We start from the raw sequence: 18,686 nt of genomic DNA, 5'->3' as shown, positions 1-18,686 counted from the left end.
CGCTATGGATATAGACGAATTTTGGAAAAACCTAGAAGAAGAAAAAGACAGCATCACAGAAGTACCAAAAGATCGATGGGATTGGCGGGAGCATTATGGAAACCCAGACACTGACGTCAATAAAACTGACATCAAATGGGGCGGGTTTATTGATGGTGTCGCAGAGTTTGATCCGTTGTTTTTTGGTATTTCGCCGCGAGAAGCTGATTATGTAGACCCTCAGCAGCGCTTGTTAATGACATACGTGTGGAAGGCACTGGAAGATGCGGGTTGCTCGCCGCAAAGCCTTTCGGGTACAGGGACTGGTATCTTTATCGGTACGGGAAACACCGGTTATAAAGATCTATTCCATAGAGCGAATCTTCCAATTGAAGGCCATGCTGCTACAGGTCATATGATTCCTTCGGTAGGCCCGAATAGAATGAGTTATTTTTTAAATATTCATGGTCCGAGCGAGCCAGTAGAGACGGCTTGTTCCAGTTCTCTTGTAGCCATTCACCGTGCTGTGACTGCGATGCAAAACGGTGATTGTGAGATGGCGATCGCTGGAGGCGTGAATACGATCTTAACCGAGGAGGCGCATATTAGCTACAGCAAGGCGGGGATGCTCAGCAAAGACGGCAGGTGTAAAACCTTCTCTGCCGATGCGAATGGCTATGTCAGAGGCGAAGGGGTCGGAATGGTCATGTTGAAAAAGCTGGAAGATGCCGAGCGCGACGGAAATCATATTTACGGCGTTATTCGGGGGACGGCGGAAAATCACGGCGGAAGAGCCAATACCCTGACATCGCCTAATCCGAAAGCACAAGCTGATTTGTTGGTGCGTGCATATCGCCAAGCAGGCATAGATCCAAGCACTGTCACATATATCGAAGCACATGGAACAGGGACGGAATTGGGCGATCCGATTGAAATAAATGGGCTGAAAGCCGCGTTTAAGGAACTATCCAATATGAGAGGCGAGAGCCAGCCGGATGTTCCGGATCACCGTTGCGGCATCGGCTCAGTTAAAAGCAATATCGGTCATTTAGAGCTAGCAGCCGGTATTTCCGGTTTGATCAAGGTGCTTTTGCAAATGAAGCATAAAACGTTAGTGAAAAGCCTGCATTGCGAGACGCTTAATCCTTATCTTCAGCTGACTGACAGTCCGTTTTACATCGTTCAGGAAAAACAGGAATGGAAGTCTGTCACAGATCGTGACGGAAACGAGCTTCCGCGCCGTGCCGGAATCAGTTCGTTTGGGATTGGCGGAGTAAACGCGCATATTGTGATTGAAGAATATATGCCAAAAGCCAATTCAGAACACACGGCTACAGAACAGCCAAACGTAATTGTGCTGTCGGCTAAAAATAAAAGCAGGCTGATAGATCGTGCTTCGCAATTGCTTGAGGTGATTCGCAATAAAAAATATACAGATCAGGATTTGCACCGCATCGCTTACACCCTGCAGGTCGGGCGCGAAGAAATGGATGAGCGTCTGGCGTGTGTTGCGGGGACAATGCAGGAGCTTGAAGAGAAACTGCAGGCGTTTGTTGACGGTAAGGAAGAAACAGACGAATTTTTCCGGGGACAGTCTCATCGAAATAAAGAGACCCAGACTATTTTTACAGCAGATGAAGATATGGCGTTGGCACTTGATGCTTGGATCAGAAAAAGAAAATACGCCAAACTTGCTGATTTATGGGTCAAAGGGGTCTCAATCCAGTGGAACACATTATACGGAGAGACCAAACCGCGCCTGATCAGCCTCCCTTCATATCCGTTTGCGAAGGATTACTATTGGGTGCCGGCAAAGGAACATTCAGAAAGAGACAAAAAAGAACTGGTTAATGCGATTGAAGATCGGGCTGCATGCTTTTTGACGAAACAATGGAGTTTGAGTCCAATTGGCTCAGCAGTGCCGGGGACAAGAACCGTTGCCATCCTGTGCAATCAAGAGACAGCAGATTTAGCAGCAGAATTGTCTTCGTATTTTCCGAATCATCTCTTATTAGATGTGAGCCGGATAGAAAATGATCAGTCAGACATTGATTGGAAAGAGTTTGACGGCCTAGTGGATGTCATCGGATGCGGTAGGGATGATGAGGGCCGGCTGGATTGGATTGAATGGGTGCAAAGACTGGTTGAATTCGGGCATAAAGAGGGGCTCAGGCTGCTTTGTGTGACGAAGGGGCTCGAATCGTTTCAAAACACATCTGTCCGGATGGCTGGCGCCTCACGGGCTGGGTTGTATCGAATGCTCCAATGCGAGTACAGCCATCTTATATCAAGGCATATGGATGCTGAGGAGGTTACTGATCATCCCCGTCTCGCGAAGTTGATCGCTGATGAGTTTTATTCCGAATCTTATGATGCGGAGGTTTGCTACAGGGATGGTTTACGGTACCAAGCTTTTCTAAAAGCTCATCCGGAAACAGGTAAGGCCACGGAACAAAGCACGGTCTTCCCGAATGATCATGTACTTCTCATTACAGGCGGCACACGAGGCATCGGACTATTATGCGCCCGTCATTTTGCAGAGTGCTATGGAGTGAAAAAACTGGTGCTGACCGGACGAGAACAGCTTCCTCCGCGAGAGGAGTGGGCTCGTTTTGACACCTCGAACACATCAGTTGCCCAGAAAATCCAGGCAGTGCGGGAGCTGGAAGCGAAGGGTGCACAGGTGGAGATGCTGTCGCTGACGTTATCTGATGAAGCTCAGGTTGAGCAAACGCTGCAACATATCAAGCGAACATTAGGACCGATTGGCGGTGTTATTCATTGTGCAGGTTTGACGGATATGGATACGCTGGCATTTATCCGAAAAACTTCAGATGATATTCAGCGGGTGCTGGAACCTAAGGTGTCAGGTCTTACAACGTTATATCGCCATGTGTGTAACGAGCCTTTACAGTTTTTTGTCTTATTTTCTTCTGTTTCAGCCATTATTCCGGAGCTTTCGGCGGGACAAGCTGACTATGCGATGGCCAATAGCTATATGGATTATTTTGCAGAAGCACATCAGAAACATGTGCCGATCATCAGTGTTCAGTGGCCGAACTGGGAAGAAACCGGTATGGGTGAAGTGACAAATCAAGCGTATCGGGAAAGCGGCTTGTTGAGCATTACGAATTCAGAAGGCTTACGTTTTCTAGATCAAATTGTATCGAAAATGTTCGGACCGGTTGTTCTCCCTGCAATGGCGAATCAAACAAACTGGGAGCCGGAACTGCTGATGAAGAGGAGGAAACCGCATGAGGGCGGTTTGCAGGAAGCTGCTTTACAGAGCCCGCCAGCCAGAGACATTGAAGAGGCCGATGAAGTTTCCAAATGTGATGGATTATTATCTGAAACACAGTCCTGGCTTGTTGATCTGTTTACCGAAGAGCTGAGAATAGATCGTGAAGACTTCGAGATTGACGGGTTGTTTCAGGATTATGGCGTGGATTCAATCATTTTGGCACAGGTGCTCCAGCGTATAAACCGCAAATTAGAGGCAGCGCTCGATCCATCGATTCTATATGAATACCCGACAATTCAAAGATTCACAGATTGGCTGATCGGTTCTTATTCCGAAAGGCTGTCCGCTTTATTCGGAGGCAGGATATCGGATGCATCAGCACCTTTGGAGAACAAAATAGAGGTGGAGGCACCTGTTCCTGCGAAGGATCGAGCTCTTACACCTCAGATTCAGGCACCAGCGATTTTGTCACCGGACTCTCATGCAGAAGGTATTGCCGTTGTCGGACTCTCTTGCCGATTCCCTGGGGCAGAGACATTGGAGTCATATTGGTCGTTACTATCCGAGGGGCGTTCGTCAATCGGCCCGATTCCGGCAGAGCGTTGGGGCTGTAAGACACCATATTATGCCGGCGTGATTGATGGCGTCAGCTATTTTGATCCTGATTTCTTTTTGCTTCACGAAGAAGACGTAAGGGCGATGGATCCGCAAGCACTGCTCGTGTTGGAAGAGTGTCTGAAGCTCTTGTATCACGCCGGTTATACACCTGAGGAAATAAAGGGCAAGCCCGTCGGTGTTTATATCGGAGGCAGAAGCCAGCACAAACCTGATGAAGACAGCCTTGATCATGCCAAGAATCCGATCGTGACAGTCGGCCAAAATTATTTAGCGGCTAATCTTTCACAATTTTTTGATGTCCGCGGCCCGAGTGTTGTAGTTGACACCGCATGCTCGTCAGCTTTGGTCGGCATGAATATGGCCATTCAGGCGCTGCGTGGCGGAGATATTCAATCCGCCATAGTCGGCGGTGTCAGCTTACTGAGCTCAGATGCCTCTCACAGGCTGTTTGACCGGCGCGGCATTTTAAGCAAGCATTCATCCTTCCATGTGTTTGATGAGCGTGCTGACGGAGTTGTGTTAGGTGAAGGCGTCGGAATGGTCATGCTAAAAACGGTAAAACAGGCACTGGAAGACGGAGATACCATATATGCTGTTGTGAAAGCGGCCTCGGTCAATAATGACGGAAGAACGGCGGGGCCTGCAACACCTAATCTGGAGGCGCAAAAGGAAGTCATGAAAGATGCGCTTTCCAAAAGCGGAAAAAAACCAGAGGACATCAGCTATCTTGAGGCAAACGGGTCAGGTTCAATCGTAACCGATCTCCTTGAGCTAAAAGCGATCCAATCAGTGTACCGTTCTGGGCACTCATCGCCTCTTTCTCTTGGCTCAATCAAGCCGAACATCGGGCATCCGCTATGTGCTGAAGGGATCGCCAGCTTCATTAAGGTTGTGCTGATGCTGAAAGAGCGCCGCTTTGTCCCATTTTTATCAGGTGAAAAAGAGATGGCGCATTTCGATCAACAGAAAGCGAACATCACGTTCAGCCGAGCCCTGGAAAAATGGACAGATTCGCAGCCTACTGCGGCTATTAACTGCTTTGCCGATGGGGGGACGAATGTCCATGTCATCGTAGAGGCGTGGGAAAAAGATGAAAAACACGCCATCAAGCGCAGTCCAAAATCGCCTCCTCAATTAAAGAAACGAATGCTTTCGCCAGGCGAGACAAAGCTGGAAGCGGAGACTTCGAAAATGACTGCGGCAAACATATGGGATACTTATGAGGTGGAGGTCTAACGTGAAAAAGATAACGAAACAACTCACATTATCGTTAAAAAATCCGTTTATTTATCACCATGTGGTTTACGGACAAAATGTCCTGCCGGGATTGGCTTATATCGATATAATCTACCAGATATTCAGAGAACACGGCTTCTCCTGCTCAGAGCTTCAGCTGCGGAATTTATCTATCTATCAGCCATTGACGGCGGAACAGGATGCAGTAATTGTTCTGAATATCCAATGCGCGGAGAAAAAAGAAGGAAAGTGGCAAATCACAGCCAAGGGAATTGAAAAACGTGACGGGAAAGAAGCTTCGGAAGAAAAGCTCTATATGAAGGCTGACATGCACGCAGACTCCCCAGCCATATTTGAAGAAACACTGGATTTCAGTCAAATCAAAGCATCTGCACAGAACGTTGTTCAGCTTGATGATGTATATGAACAATGCAGACGTCAGGAATTGGTGCACAGCGAATATATGAAAGCAAAAGGCTACATCTATGAAGAGGAAGACGGCGTTCTTCTTGAGCTTTCTCTCGGTTCGGAAGCCATGCTTCACGCAGAAGGCTTTATGTTTCACCCGACTCTCATAGACGGGAGCGGGGTGGGTGCCAATCATTTGCTCACATCTTTGCTTAAAGGAGAACAGAGGCTGTATTTGCCTCTGTTCTATGAATCCTTTTCCGCTTCTGCACTTTTGCAGTCGGATTGCATGACAAGAATTAAGCGCTCCTCCGTCCGGCGGGAAAAAGAGCTGATTTATGTAACACTTGAATTTTTTAATGCGTCGGGAGAAAAAGTGGCTGAGTTGAAAAACTTTACAAGCAAATTGGTGCGAGAAGCGGAGCTGATTAGCGGAAAACATCAAGATGCACAGGAGACACAGATGACAAGAGCGGACACTGCTGAGCGTGATAAACCTGCTGACATGGTATCTTCTCCCGTTAATTCCTATAGTGAGGCTGAACAGTTCGTAAGCCAATTAATCGCAGAGAAAATCAATAAGCCGGTAGAACAAGTTGAAAAACAGGTCGGTTATTACCAAATGGGACTGAATTCATCGGGCTTGCTTGAGGTGGTAGAAACGATCAGTGATAAGATCGGTGAGAGCCTTTCGCCGACTCTTCTGTTTGAGCATACCACCATAGCGGAACTGTCAGCGTTTCTTGCCGAGGAATATGCTGAGCATTTTAGTGCCGCTGGTTCCCTTGGCCAGAATGAAAGAGCACGCGTTTCCGACAGCATAAACGACCGTAAGACTGTTGAAGCTTCTCGTCCTGCACCTGTTAAGGCAGCAGGCGATATTGCGATTATCGGCTTGGCGGGCAGGTATCCGAAGGCAGCCAATATTCATGAATTTTGGAACAATCTGAAAGAGGGGAAGGACTGCGTTAGCGAGATTCCTGAGTCGCGCTGGGATTGGCAGCGACTTGAAGGAATCACATCTCCTTCGGGTAAGGACATTTCGAAATGGGGAGGATTTATTAATGATCCCGACTGCTTCGATCCCCAATTTTTCAGAATCACGCCAAGAGAAGCGGAGACAATGGACCCTCAAGAGCGGCTGTTTTTAGAAACATGCTGGGAAACGATTGAGGATGCGGGCTATACGCCAAAGACGTTGGCCAAGCCTAAAGGACGAAATAAAAGGCAGCATGTAGGAGTTTTTGCCGGTGTCATGCACAAGGATTATACATTAGTCGGAGCTGAAGAAGCATCAGCAGAAAATGTGTTTCCTCTTTCGCTCAACTATGCGCAAATCGCCAACCGTGTTTCTTACTTTTGTAATTTCCACGGTCCGAGTATGGCTGTCGATACGGTATGTTCATCCTCTTTGACCGCAGTGCACTTGGCGTTGGAAAGCATACGTCACGGTGAGTGCGATGTTGCGTTAGCAGGCGGAGTGAACCTGTCTTTGCACCCGAATAAATATATGACATACGGGGTCTGGGATATGTTTTCCACTGATGGACACTGCCGTACGTTTGGAAAGGATGGGGACGGTTATGTGCCGGCCGAGGGTATAGGCGCGGTTTTATTAAAGCCTTTGCGCCAGGCGGAAGAAGACGGAGATCGCATTTATGCGGTTATTAAAGGAAGTGCTGTGAATCATGTGGGCACTGTAAGCGGCATTTCAGTGCCGAGCCCTGTTTCTCAAGCTGATCTGATTGAGACATGCTTGGAGAAAACGGGAATCGACCCGCGGACGATCAGTTATGTGGAAGCCCATGGAACCGGCACGTCCTTAGGAGATCCGATCGAAATACAGGGATTAGTGAAAGCGTTCCGCCAATATACGCAGGATCGGCAGTTCTGTTCAATCGGTTCTGTAAAGTCAAACATTGGGCACGCCGAATCCGCCGCGGGGATCAGCGGTTTAAGCAAGGTTGCTCTTCAGCTTCACCATCAAAAACTTGTGCCTTCTTTGCATTCGGAAGAACTGAATCCGTACGTTGATTTTGAAAAGTCTCCATTTTATGTACAGCATGAAACAGAAACGTGGAAGCAGCCTGTTATCAAGGAGAATGGGGAAGACGTCCCTTATCCGCGACGGGCGGGGATCAGTTCTTTTGGCGCAACAGGTTCAAACGCACATATTATCCTTGAGGAACATATTCCTCAAGCAGCGGAGCAGGACGTTTCTTTGTCCTCAGATTCTGACATATCCGCAGTTATTCCGCTTTCTGCCCGTAATCAAGAACGTCTCCGTGTATATGCAAAACGTCTCTTGGATTTTCTTCATGATGGGATTCAGATTAGAGATTTGGCGTATACATTGCAGGTAGGCCGTGAACCGATGGAAGAACGGGTTTCTTTCTTAGCATCCGGAATTCAAGAATTGAGCGACCAATTGAAGGCTTTTATAGAAGGACGAAAAGCCATTCAGCATTGCTGGAAGGGCCGCGTGTCAAGAGGAAGCGAACCATCGCGTCCCGCCGAATCGGTACATAAATTGCTGGAGCAAAGAAAACTCGATCAGATTGCGGAGCAGTGGGCGAACGGATCTGGTGTTGACTGGAAGCTGCTTTACGAGGGAAGCAAACCAAAGCGGATCAGCCTGCCGACTTACCCATTTGAGAGGGTGCGTTATTGGGTGCCGAAAGCGGAGAAAAAGACTGATCGTTCAAAACAGGAGCGGCACATCCTGCATCCTCTTCTGCATCAAAATGTGTCCGACATATCGGGTGTCCGCTTCCGTTCAGCGTTTACAGGACGTGAATTTTTCTTGAAGGATCATTTCATAAAGGGCGAACACGTTTTACCTGGCGCAGCTTTATTGGAGATGGTTCGGGCAGCTGTGGAAAGGGCAGCTGCGGATCAGTTCCCGACAGGATTCCGACTCCGGAATATCGTCTGGGTCCGGCCGTTCGCCGTCACGGAACAGCAGAAAGATATAGATGTACGTCTATATCCTGAGGAAAATGGTGAGATTACATTTGAAATCTGCCGGGACCCTGAAAGCGCAGAGGAGTCGCCGATTGTATATGGGCAAGGGAGTGCAGTGCTTTGTGAGGCTGGTGAAAATCCGGTTATCAACATTGAAGAATTGAAGGCAAGCTATAATGGCCGGACGCTGTCACCTTTTGATTGCTACGAGGCTTATACAGAAATGGGTATTCATTATGGTGACAGCCACAGAGCGATCGACAGCCTATATGCCGGCGAAAACGGAGTTCTAGTGAAATTGACGATGCCTCCTGTAATCTCTGATACAAAAGACTGTTATATTCTGCATCCGAGCATGATAGATTCGGCATTTCAAGCATCTATCGGTTTGAGGCTGGGAGGAGCTGCGAGTTTAGAAGACAGAAAGGCAATGCTGCCTTTTGCCATACAGGATGTCCAAATCTTCAAAGGCTGCGAGGCATCTATGTGGGCGCGGATCACATATAGCGAGGGCAGTACAGCTGGGAATCGTATCCAGAAGCTTGATATCGATTTATGCAATGAAGAGGGGCAGGTTTGCGTGCGATTGACGGGCTATTCTGCAAGAGTGTTAGAAACAGATCAAGAAGATCCTTCTGAAGCGACTGACACGCTATTGTTCGAACATATTTGGGAAGAACGTGCTGCAGAGAGGCAAGAGCTCATAGAGTACGGCACACATAAAGTCGTTATCTGTGATGTTGGAGAACAAATGGAAAGCCTCCAAAATCATCTTGACTGTACAGTTCTGCAGCATGATACAGAGACAATTGATGAACGGTTTGAAGGTTATGCCATACAGTTATTTGAAGAAATCAAACAGCTAATGCACTCAAAAACAGGGGGACATACATTCATTCAAGTGGCGGTGCCTGCGTTGGACGACCCTCAGCTATTAAGCGGCTTAACTGGATTGCTCAAAACGGCTGAACTGGAAAATCCAAAATTGACAGGACAGTTGATCGAAATAGAGACCGGGATGTCAGCTGGTGACCTATTCGAAATATTGGAGGAAAACAGACGCTATCCGCGTGACACGCATATCCGCCACTGGCAAGGGAAGCGATTTGTAAGCAAGTGGAAAGAAGTGTCTGGTGAGCACCTAAGTGCTGACATGCCATGGAAGGATAAAGGCGTGTATCTGATCACAGGCGGTGCGGGCGGTCTTGGATTCATCTTTGCAACTGAAATTGCGAACCAAACGAATGACGCGGTTGTGATCCTGACAGGACGCTCTCCGCTTGATGAAAGGAAGAAGAAGAAGCTTCAAACCTTACAGAAACTTGGCATCCAAGCGATTTACAGGCAAGCTGATCTGGCTGACAAACAAACGGTTGATGCCTTATTAAAAGAAACCCAAAACGTTTACGGAGACTTAGATGGCATCATTCACAGCGCCGGTTTAATAAAAGATAATTTCATTATGAAGAAAAAGAAAGAAGAGGTTCAAACCGTTCTTGCTCCAAAGGTAGCAGGACTGATTCACCTTGACGAAGCAACGAAAGATATTCCGCTCGATTTCTTTATCCTTTTTTCCTCAGGTGCCGGAGCAGTAGGAAGCGCGGGACAGGCTGATTATGCAATGGCCAATGCATTTATGAATGCATTCAGCGAATATCGCAATGGCCAAGCAGAGCTGCACAAGCGTTACGGAAAAACTCTTTCAGTGTGCTGGCCGCTGTGGAAAGACGGGGGCATGCAAATTGATGCGGAAACTGCAAGGATGCTGAAAAGAGAAACAGGCATGGTGGCCATGGAAACAGATCGTGGGATTCAGGCGCTATATCATGGCTGGACGTCAGGAAAGCCGCAAGTGTTAGTTGCTTCCGGTGTTACTGATCGGATTCGTGCATTTTTACATGAAACGGGACATGGCAAAGGCCAATCTCACGATATCAAAAAAAGCAGTCTCAATCAGGAGGCAGAAAAAGCAGACATGATCGGGGAAATTGATGAAGAGATACTAAGAGAAAAAGCGGAGAACTATTTTAAACAGGTGCTTTCTTCGGTGATTAAGCTGCCAGCCGGCCAGATTGATGCTGAAGCTCCTCTCGAGGATTACGGGATCGATTCTATCATGATCATGCATGTAACGGGTCAATTAGAAAAAGTATTCGGTTCTTTGTCCAAGACGTTGTTCTTTGAATATCAGGATATTCGCTCATTAACACGGTATTTTATTGATTCCCGCAGAGAAAAACTGCTGGACATCTTGGGAATTGAAACAGGAAAACCTTCTGTTGAAAGAAAATCAGAACCTGAAAAACAAGAAATCCCAGTTACCCTAAGAAAGTCTGGATTTCTTCCTTTGCGAGATAAAGAGCAGAAGCAGTTAAGAGAGAAGGAAACGGAAGAAATCGCGATCATCGGTATCTCAGGTCGCTATCCACAGGCAGACAACATTGATGAATTGTGGGAAAACCTGAGAGACGGTCGAGACTGTATTACTGAAATTCCTGCAGACCGCTGGGATCACAGTCTTTATTATGATGAAGATAAAGACAAGCCTGGAAAAACCTACAGCAAGTGGGGAGGCTTCTTGAAGGATGTAGACAAGTTTGATCCTCAGTTTTTCCATATTTCGCCGCGTGAGGCAAAATTAATGGACCCGCAAGAGCGTTTATTTTTGCAGTGCGTGTATGAAACGATGGAAGACGCAGGCTATACAAGAGAGCACCTCGGCCGTAAGCGTGATGCTGAGCTTGGCGGAAGCGTCGGTGTTTACGTCGGTGTCATGTACGAAGAATATCAGCTGTACGGGGCACAAGAGCAGGTGCGGGGAAGGTCTCTGGCTTTAACGGGAAATCCATCATCCATCGCGAACCGGGTATCTTATTATTTTGATTTTCACGGACCGAGTATTGCATTAGACACCATGTGTTCTTCTTCTTTAACGGCTATCCACTTGGCCTGCCAAAGCCTGCAGCGCGGAGAGTGTGAGGCGGCATTCGCGGGCGGCGTGAATGTGTCAATCCATCCAAATAAATATTTGATGCTCGGGCAGAACAAATTTATGTCCAGCAAAGGCCGGTGTGAAAGCTTCGGACAGGGCGGAGACGGCTATGTGCCGGGGGAAGGCGTTGGAGCAGTGCTTCTGAAGCCATTGTCTAAAGCAGTTGAAGATGGTGATCACATTTATGGAATCATTAAGGGGACTGCCATTAACCACGGGGGAAAAACAAACGGGTACTCAGTGCCCAATCCGAATGCCCAAGCAGATGTCATCAAAAAGGCGTTTGTGGAAGCGAAGGTTGATCCGCGGACAGTCAGTTACATCGAAGCCCACGGCACGGGAACCTCTCTCGGTGATCCTATTGAAATCACAGGGCTGTCCAAAGTGTTTACGCAAGAAACCGATGACAAACAATTTTGTGCAATAGGGTCAGCCAAATCAAATATCGGGCACTGTGAGAGTGCGGCAGGTATCGCAGGAGTAACGAAGGTATTGCTCCAAATGAAATACAGGCAGCTTGCGCCTTCCCTGCATTCAAACGTGCTGAACCCGAATATTGATTTCCTTAACTCGCCGTTTAAAGTACAGCAAGAGCTAGAAGAGTGGAAGAGGCCGATCATCAGTGTCAATGGCAAAGACATCGAATTACCGAGAATCGCAGGAGTCTCTTCATTTGGTGCCGGGGGTGTGAACGCCCATATTTTAATAGAAGAGTATGCTCCGGAACCTGTGGAGGAACGTTTACCAGCGAGGAAACAGCCGGCTGTCATTGTGCTCTCAGCAAAAAATGAGGAAAGACTTCAGAAACGCGCGGAGCGATTGCTGCATGCCATTCGTGAACAAACATATGTTGAAGCAGATTTACACCGAATTGCCTATACGCTGCAAGTCGGCCGGGAAGCGATGAACGAACGGCTGGCGTTCGTTGCGGAAACGATGCAGGAGCTTGAAGAAAAGCTGTATGAATGTATCTCCGGAACAGAAAATCGTGAATATGTCTATCGCGGACAAGTAAAGAGCAACAAAGAAGCCATTGCTGCTTTTGCTGCTGATGAGGATATGTCAAAAACAATTGAGGCATGGCTGCAAAAAGGAAAATATGCGAAGGTTTTAGACCTGTGGGTAAGAGGTTTGCGAATCGACTGGAGCACGCTATATCAGGATCAAAAACCGCGGCGCATCAGTTTACCTGCCTATCCTTTCTCAAGAGATCGCTATTGGATAGACGTAAATGCAAAGGCTGAGGTAAAAAGAACGGAGGAGCCATTCGCTCCAGTACAGCCCGTTATTCCAAAGCCGTCTGTAGACAGAGAAGCCAGTGGCAAGCCTGCCAATATTACGTTACAGCCTTTAATGACCAATCAGGATCGTTTGGAGCGGACAGCATCTCTGGTTCCATCAGATACAGAAACAGAGACGATCACGGCGGAGACCTTGTGCGATGAACTGACAGCGAGCTTAGCGGAAGTGCTGTACATGGACCAAAACGAGATTGATCCAGACGAAGCATTCATAGATATCGGTATGGACTCGATTACCGGGCTCGAATGGATAAAAGCAATAAATAAACAGTATGGCACATCACTAAATGTCACAAAGGTATATGATTATCCGACAACACGTGATTTCGCTGTTTACTTAGCACACGAGTTAAGCACACAGGCTGGGGAGAAAAAACAAACGGAGACGTACACGCCGATAAGACAAAAAACAGCGGTACCTGCTGCTAAACCGGCTAATATATCTCTGCAGCCGTTAGAACATCATCAGCCAGTGCAAGAGGAGGCTGAAGAAACGATTCAATATGCAGCGGCAGAAATATCTGCATCAAGACAATATACTGTAGCAATTGAAACGCTGCATGAAAACTTGAGGGAAAGCATAGCAGACGTGTTATACATGGAGCCATACGAGGTGGATATTGACGAAGCGTTCATAGATATCGGAATGGACTCGATTACCGGACTCGAATGGATAAAAGCGGTGAACAAGCAATACGGAACGTCTTTTACGGTAACCAGGGTATATGATTATCCAACGATACGTGATTTTGCCGAAATGCTAAAGTCCGAGCTTGGAACTCATCATGATAGAGAGGTAGAGCATACTGTTCCTATCGAAGCAGCCCAGCAAAAGCCAGCAGCACCATCTCATCCAAAGCCGGCAGAACGGCCCCTTCAGCCTGTTCAACATCCAATAAAGAAAGAACATGTGAAGAAAACGGTTCCTGTTCATCAAGACCGCCCGGAGGATGCGATAGCGATTGTCGGGATATCGGGAAGATACCCGGGCGCTCGTAATGTAAGAGAGTACTGGGATAACCTGGTTCATGCGAGAAATGCCATTCGGGACATTCCAACATCACGGTGGGATGTAGACAAATACTATGATCCTGTCCTCAACAAAAAAGGGAAAGTCTACTGCAAATCAATGGGGATGCTGGATGATATTGAACATTTTGATCCATTGTTTTTTAATATTCCGCCATCAGAAGCGGAACTGATGGACCCGCAGCATCGAATCTTTTTGCAGGAAGGCTATAAAGCCTTTGAGGACGCTGGGTACAACGCCCGAACATTAAATGAGAAAAGATGCGGCGTTTATCTTGGGATTATGAGCAATGAATATGGAGTTATGCTGAACCGGCAGGCAAGAGCAAATGCCACCGGGAACAGCTTTGCGATCGCTGCGGCGCGTATTCCGTATTTTCTTAATTTAAAAGGGCCAGCGATTCCTATTGATACCGCATGTTCATCTTCATTGGTCGGCACACATTTAGCGCGGCAGGCACTTATAAACAAAGAAATTGATATGGCGCTGGTCGGCGGGGTCAGCTTATACCTGACGCCGGAATCTTACATCAGTATGTGTGAGGCCGGCATGCTTTCACCTGATGGACAATGTAAAGCATTTGACAATGGCGCGAATGGTTTTGTGCCCGGCGAGGGTGCGGGTGCGCTGGTATTGAAAAGGCTGAAAGATGCGGAAGCGGACCGTGACCATATTTATGGCATCATCATTGGCTCGGGTATTAATCAGGACGGGAAAACAAACGGAATCACGGCACCGAGTGCGAAAAGCCAAATGGATCTGGAAAGAGACATATATGAAACATACGGTATACATCCTGAGAGTATCAGTTATGTCGAGATGCACGGTACAGGAACAAAACAAGGCGATCCAATTGAATTAGAAGCTCTGTCCACCGTATTTCAAGAAAAAACAGACAAAAAGCAGTTTTGCGCAATCGGTTCCGTCAAAAGCAATATTGGCCATACATCCGCGGCGGCAGGAGTAGCCGGGGTTCAAAAAGTGTTATTGTGCATGAATCATAAAACACTTGTGCCGACATTGAACTTCACGACACCGAATGAGCATTTTGAATTTGAGCATTCTCCTTTATACGTAAATACGGAGCTTAAGCCTTGGGAAACGGGTGATGGAAAACCGCGGAGAGCATGTGTGAGCTCTTTCGGATATAGCGGAACGAATGCCCATATTGTGATAGAGGAATATCAGCCTGAAAAGAGGTACGATCGATTAACAAAGCAGCACCGCTCAGCATTATTTGCACTCTCAGCGAAAAAAGAGAAGCAATTGAAGGCCTATGCGGAAGCAATGAAAGATTTCGTAACTTCCAATGAAGATATCGATCTGGAGGATATGGCATACACACTTCAGACGGGCCGGGAAGCAATGGATTATCGCATGGCGTTTTTGGCGGATTCGAGAGAAATGCTGATCAAAGCTTTAGATGATTATTTGGCTGAAATGCCGAACGGCAGCATATTTGCTGCTCACGTGAAAACGAAGAAGAGCGAAATCAAGCTGTTTGAAACGGATCATGATGCCAAAGCATTGCTGCAAACATGGATAGAGAAAAAAAGGCTGGAGAAAGTAGCAGAGCTATGGGTGAAAGGGCTGCAGATAGATTGGAACAAGCTTTATGGGGAATACACGCCTCGCCGAATCAGCCTGCCTGCTTATCCGTTCGCGGAAGACTATTACTGGCTGCCAACTCAAGAAGATGAACCCGAAACCATTGCTACAGCACTCCCTCATTCCGAACTGATGCCAAAGCGCTGCTTTCTGCGTAAACAGTGGCAGCCTTGTCCGATTGAACCGGCAGAAATGACGAATCAAACCGTCGCCATTTTGGCAAATGAGGAGACAATGGCATTAGCGGAAGAGCTTTCGACGTATTTCTCGACATACCGTATATTTGACAGCCAAGAGCTGGATCGGGTATCTGCTGCTGACTATGAACACGTTGCTGGAGCAATCGATCTGATCGGGTGCGGAACGAGCCATGAGCATTCTATGGGCTGGATAAACTGGCTCCAAAAGCTGATCGAGCAAGGACGTGCAAGCAAGCATCATTTGACGGTCTTGGGTGTAACAAAGGGGCTGGAGGCCTACGCAAATGAGGGTGTTATTTTGTCTGGTGCTTCACGGGCCGGTTTATACCGCATGCTTCAAAGTGAGTACAGCCATCTTACTTCAAGACATGCAGATATGGAATGCGAAGCCTCTCATGAGGAGCTGGCCAGACTGATTGCAGTTGAATATTATGCCAAGAGCACAGAATCAGAAGTCTGTTATCGAAACGGACAGCGATATCGAGCATATTTGGCAGAGCAGCCAGCAGAAGCCGCTCTAAGTCATAAGCAAGTATCGTTTTCAACAGACAAAGTCCTGCTCATTACAGGCGGGACAAGAGGTCTCGGCTTGCTGTGTGCGCGGCATTTTGTGAAAACATACGGCGTTAAGCGGCTGGTCCTTATCGGCCGTGAAGAGCTTCCGCCGCGTGACCAGTGGAATTCGGTAAAAATTTCCTCGCTTGCCGAGAAAATAAAAGCCGTTCAAGAGCTAGAAGACATGGGTGCGCAAGTTCAGGTGCTGTCTCTGGATCTCACAGACAGGGTTGCTGTCGAACAGAGCCTGAAGACAATACACGAAACAATGGGGGCGATTGGCGGAGTCATCCATTGTGCCGGGATGGTGAACAAACAAAACCCGGCTTTTATCAGAAAATCACTAGAAGAGATCGGACAGGTGCTTGAACCGAAAGTCGAAGGTCTGCAAACGTTGTTTGACCTGCTTCAAGATGAACCATTGGCGTTTTTCACCTTGTTTTCATCAGTATCAGCGGCCATCCCTGCACTAGCAGCAGGACAAGCTGATTACGCGATGGCAAATGCTTTTATGGATTATTTTGCGGAGGCTCATCAAGATAAATGTCCCATTGTAAGCATTCAGTGGCCTAACTGGAAGGAGACCGGTTTAGGCGAGGTTCGAAGCAAAGCTTTAGAACAAACTGGATTGATCAGTTTGACAAACGACGAGGGATTACAGCTGCTTGACCAGATTCTATCAGACAGACAGTATGCTGTCGTGCTGCCGGCAGTACCAGATACAAACGTTTGGAAGCCGGATAAGCTGATGCAGCCGTCACTGCCTGTCGAAGCTCTCTCGCATCCTGAGACGAAAGAGCAAACCGGCACTCGCAACCTGTTCCCTGAAACAGTCGACTGGCTCGTAACTCTTTTTTCAGATGAACTGAAAATAGCTGCAGAAGACTTTGAAACGGATGAACCTTTCCAAGAATACGGAATCGACTCGATTATATTGGCCCAGCTGGTACAGCAGATGAACCAACAATTAAATGGAGATATTGATCCGTCAATTTTGTTTGAATACCCGACAATAGAATCCTTTGCACACTGGCTCATTTCGAAATATGACATATCAGCTGTTTTACAGCCATCTGTTCCTGAGAAACAGACACCTTTCAAGCCGCAATCAGCAATGAAACAGAAGCCGGTGCCAGAACAGCGGCCGCAACAGATAAGCCATGAAAAAACGGCACTTCTTGCTGAGGACATCGCTATCATCGGTCTTAGTTGCAGGTTCCCAGGAGCGGGAACCCTAGAGGAATACTGGGATTTAATACGTGATGGACGGTCTGCGATTGCGCCTGTTCCGCCTGAACGATTCGGGAACTCCAGCTCGAATTACGCGGGCCTCATTGATGAAATGAACCGATTTGATCATGATTTCTTCATGATGTCCGAAAACGATGTCAGAGCGATGGACCCTCAAGCTTTGGCTGTATTGGAGGAAAGCTTGAAGCTGTGGTATCACGCCGGTTATACAGAGAAAGAAGTGAAAGGCATGAGGGCTGGTGTTTATATAGGAGGCCGCAGCCAGCACAAGCCTGATCCGGCCAGTCTTTCAAAAGCAAGAAATCCGATAGTCGCTGGCGGACAAAACTATTTAGCGGCTAACATCTCACAATTTTTTGACTTGAAGGGACCGAGTATTGTCCTGGATACCGCTTGTTCCTCTGCGCTGGTGGGGCTGAATATGGCCATTCAGGCTCTGCGAAGCGGAGATATTGAGGCAGCGGTTGTAGGCGGCGTCAGTTTGCTTGATGCTGATGCGCATCGAATGTTTCATGAGCGCGGACTTTTATGTGACAAACCGTCATTCCATATTTTTGATAAGCGGGCAGACGGTGTCATTTTAGGAGAAGGCGTGGGCATGGTTCTCGTCAAAACCGTCAGCCAAGCGCTTGAAGACGGAGATTCCATATATGCAGTCATTAAAGCCGCTGCGATTAATAATGACGGAAGAACGGCTGGCCCATCATCTCCGAATCTCGAGGCACAAAAGGACGTCATGCTGTCAGCGCTTGAAAAAAGCGGCAAAAAGACTGAAGAGATCAGCTATCTCGAAGCGAACGGATCGGGGTCGGCAGTAACAGATTTACTTGAATTAAAGGCAATCCAGTCCATTTACCGTTCTGAATCAAAGGCTCCGTTAGGGCTGGGATCGGTGAAACCTAACATCGGCCATCCATTATGTGCAGAGGGGATTGCGAGCCTGATTAAAGTAGCTTTAATGCTGAAGCATAGACAATTGGTTCCGTTCCTGTCAGGTAATGAAAATATGCTGTATTTTGATATAGAAAAAACAGATTTGTATTTCAGCAGATCGCAAGCCGAGTGGAAGGAGACAACGCCGGCTGCGGCAATTAATTGTTTTGCAGATGGCGGAACGAACGCCCATCTCATTATAGAAGCCTGGAATGAATCGGTTGCTCGTCCAATTAGAAGAAAACCTCTGCCTTTGCCGGAATTAAATAGGCAGCCCGTTTTAATCAAACCATCAGCTCAAAACGTGCAGGAAAAAGTGCATTCAGACACAGGGGCTTCTAAAGATATGTTTTGGAAAACTTTCAAATAA

At 47.4% G+C, this 18,686-nt stretch carries 2 protein-coding genes (1 of these 2 cut by a window edge); both read left to right on the top strand.

Going from position 1 to position 18,686, the window contains the following annotated elements; all coding sequences use genetic code 11:
* Positions 1-5,074 carry the end of a polyketide synthase PksJ gene (gene pksJ, locus BGM23_RS12860; protein ID WP_053581882.1) on the top strand. Its footprint begins 10,058 nt before the window's first position, so 5,074 of the gene's 15,132 nt are visible here — the last part of the coding sequence; the start codon falls outside the window, past its left edge; its stop codon occupies positions 5,072-5,074.
* Positions 5,058-18,686, top strand: a complete 13,629-nt coding sequence (gene pksL / locus BGM23_RS12855) for a polyketide synthase PksL (RefSeq protein ID WP_082359946.1) — start codon at positions 5,058-5,060, stop codon at positions 18,684-18,686. Before pksJ ends, pksL begins: the two co-directional genes overlap by 17 nt.

This window comes from Bacillus sp. FJAT-14266 (genome assembly GCF_001719225.1).
In the GTDB taxonomy this organism is placed as follows: domain Bacteria; phylum Bacillota; class Bacilli; order Bacillales; family Bacillaceae; genus Bacillus; species Bacillus subtilis.
This window is presented reverse-complemented; position numbering and strand designations above follow the sequence as displayed.

Coding starts and splice junctions, on each gene's coding strand:
- pksL (WP_082359946.1), top strand. CDS start 5,058: ATGAGGTGGAGGTCTAACGTGAAAAAGATAACGAAACAACTCACATTA.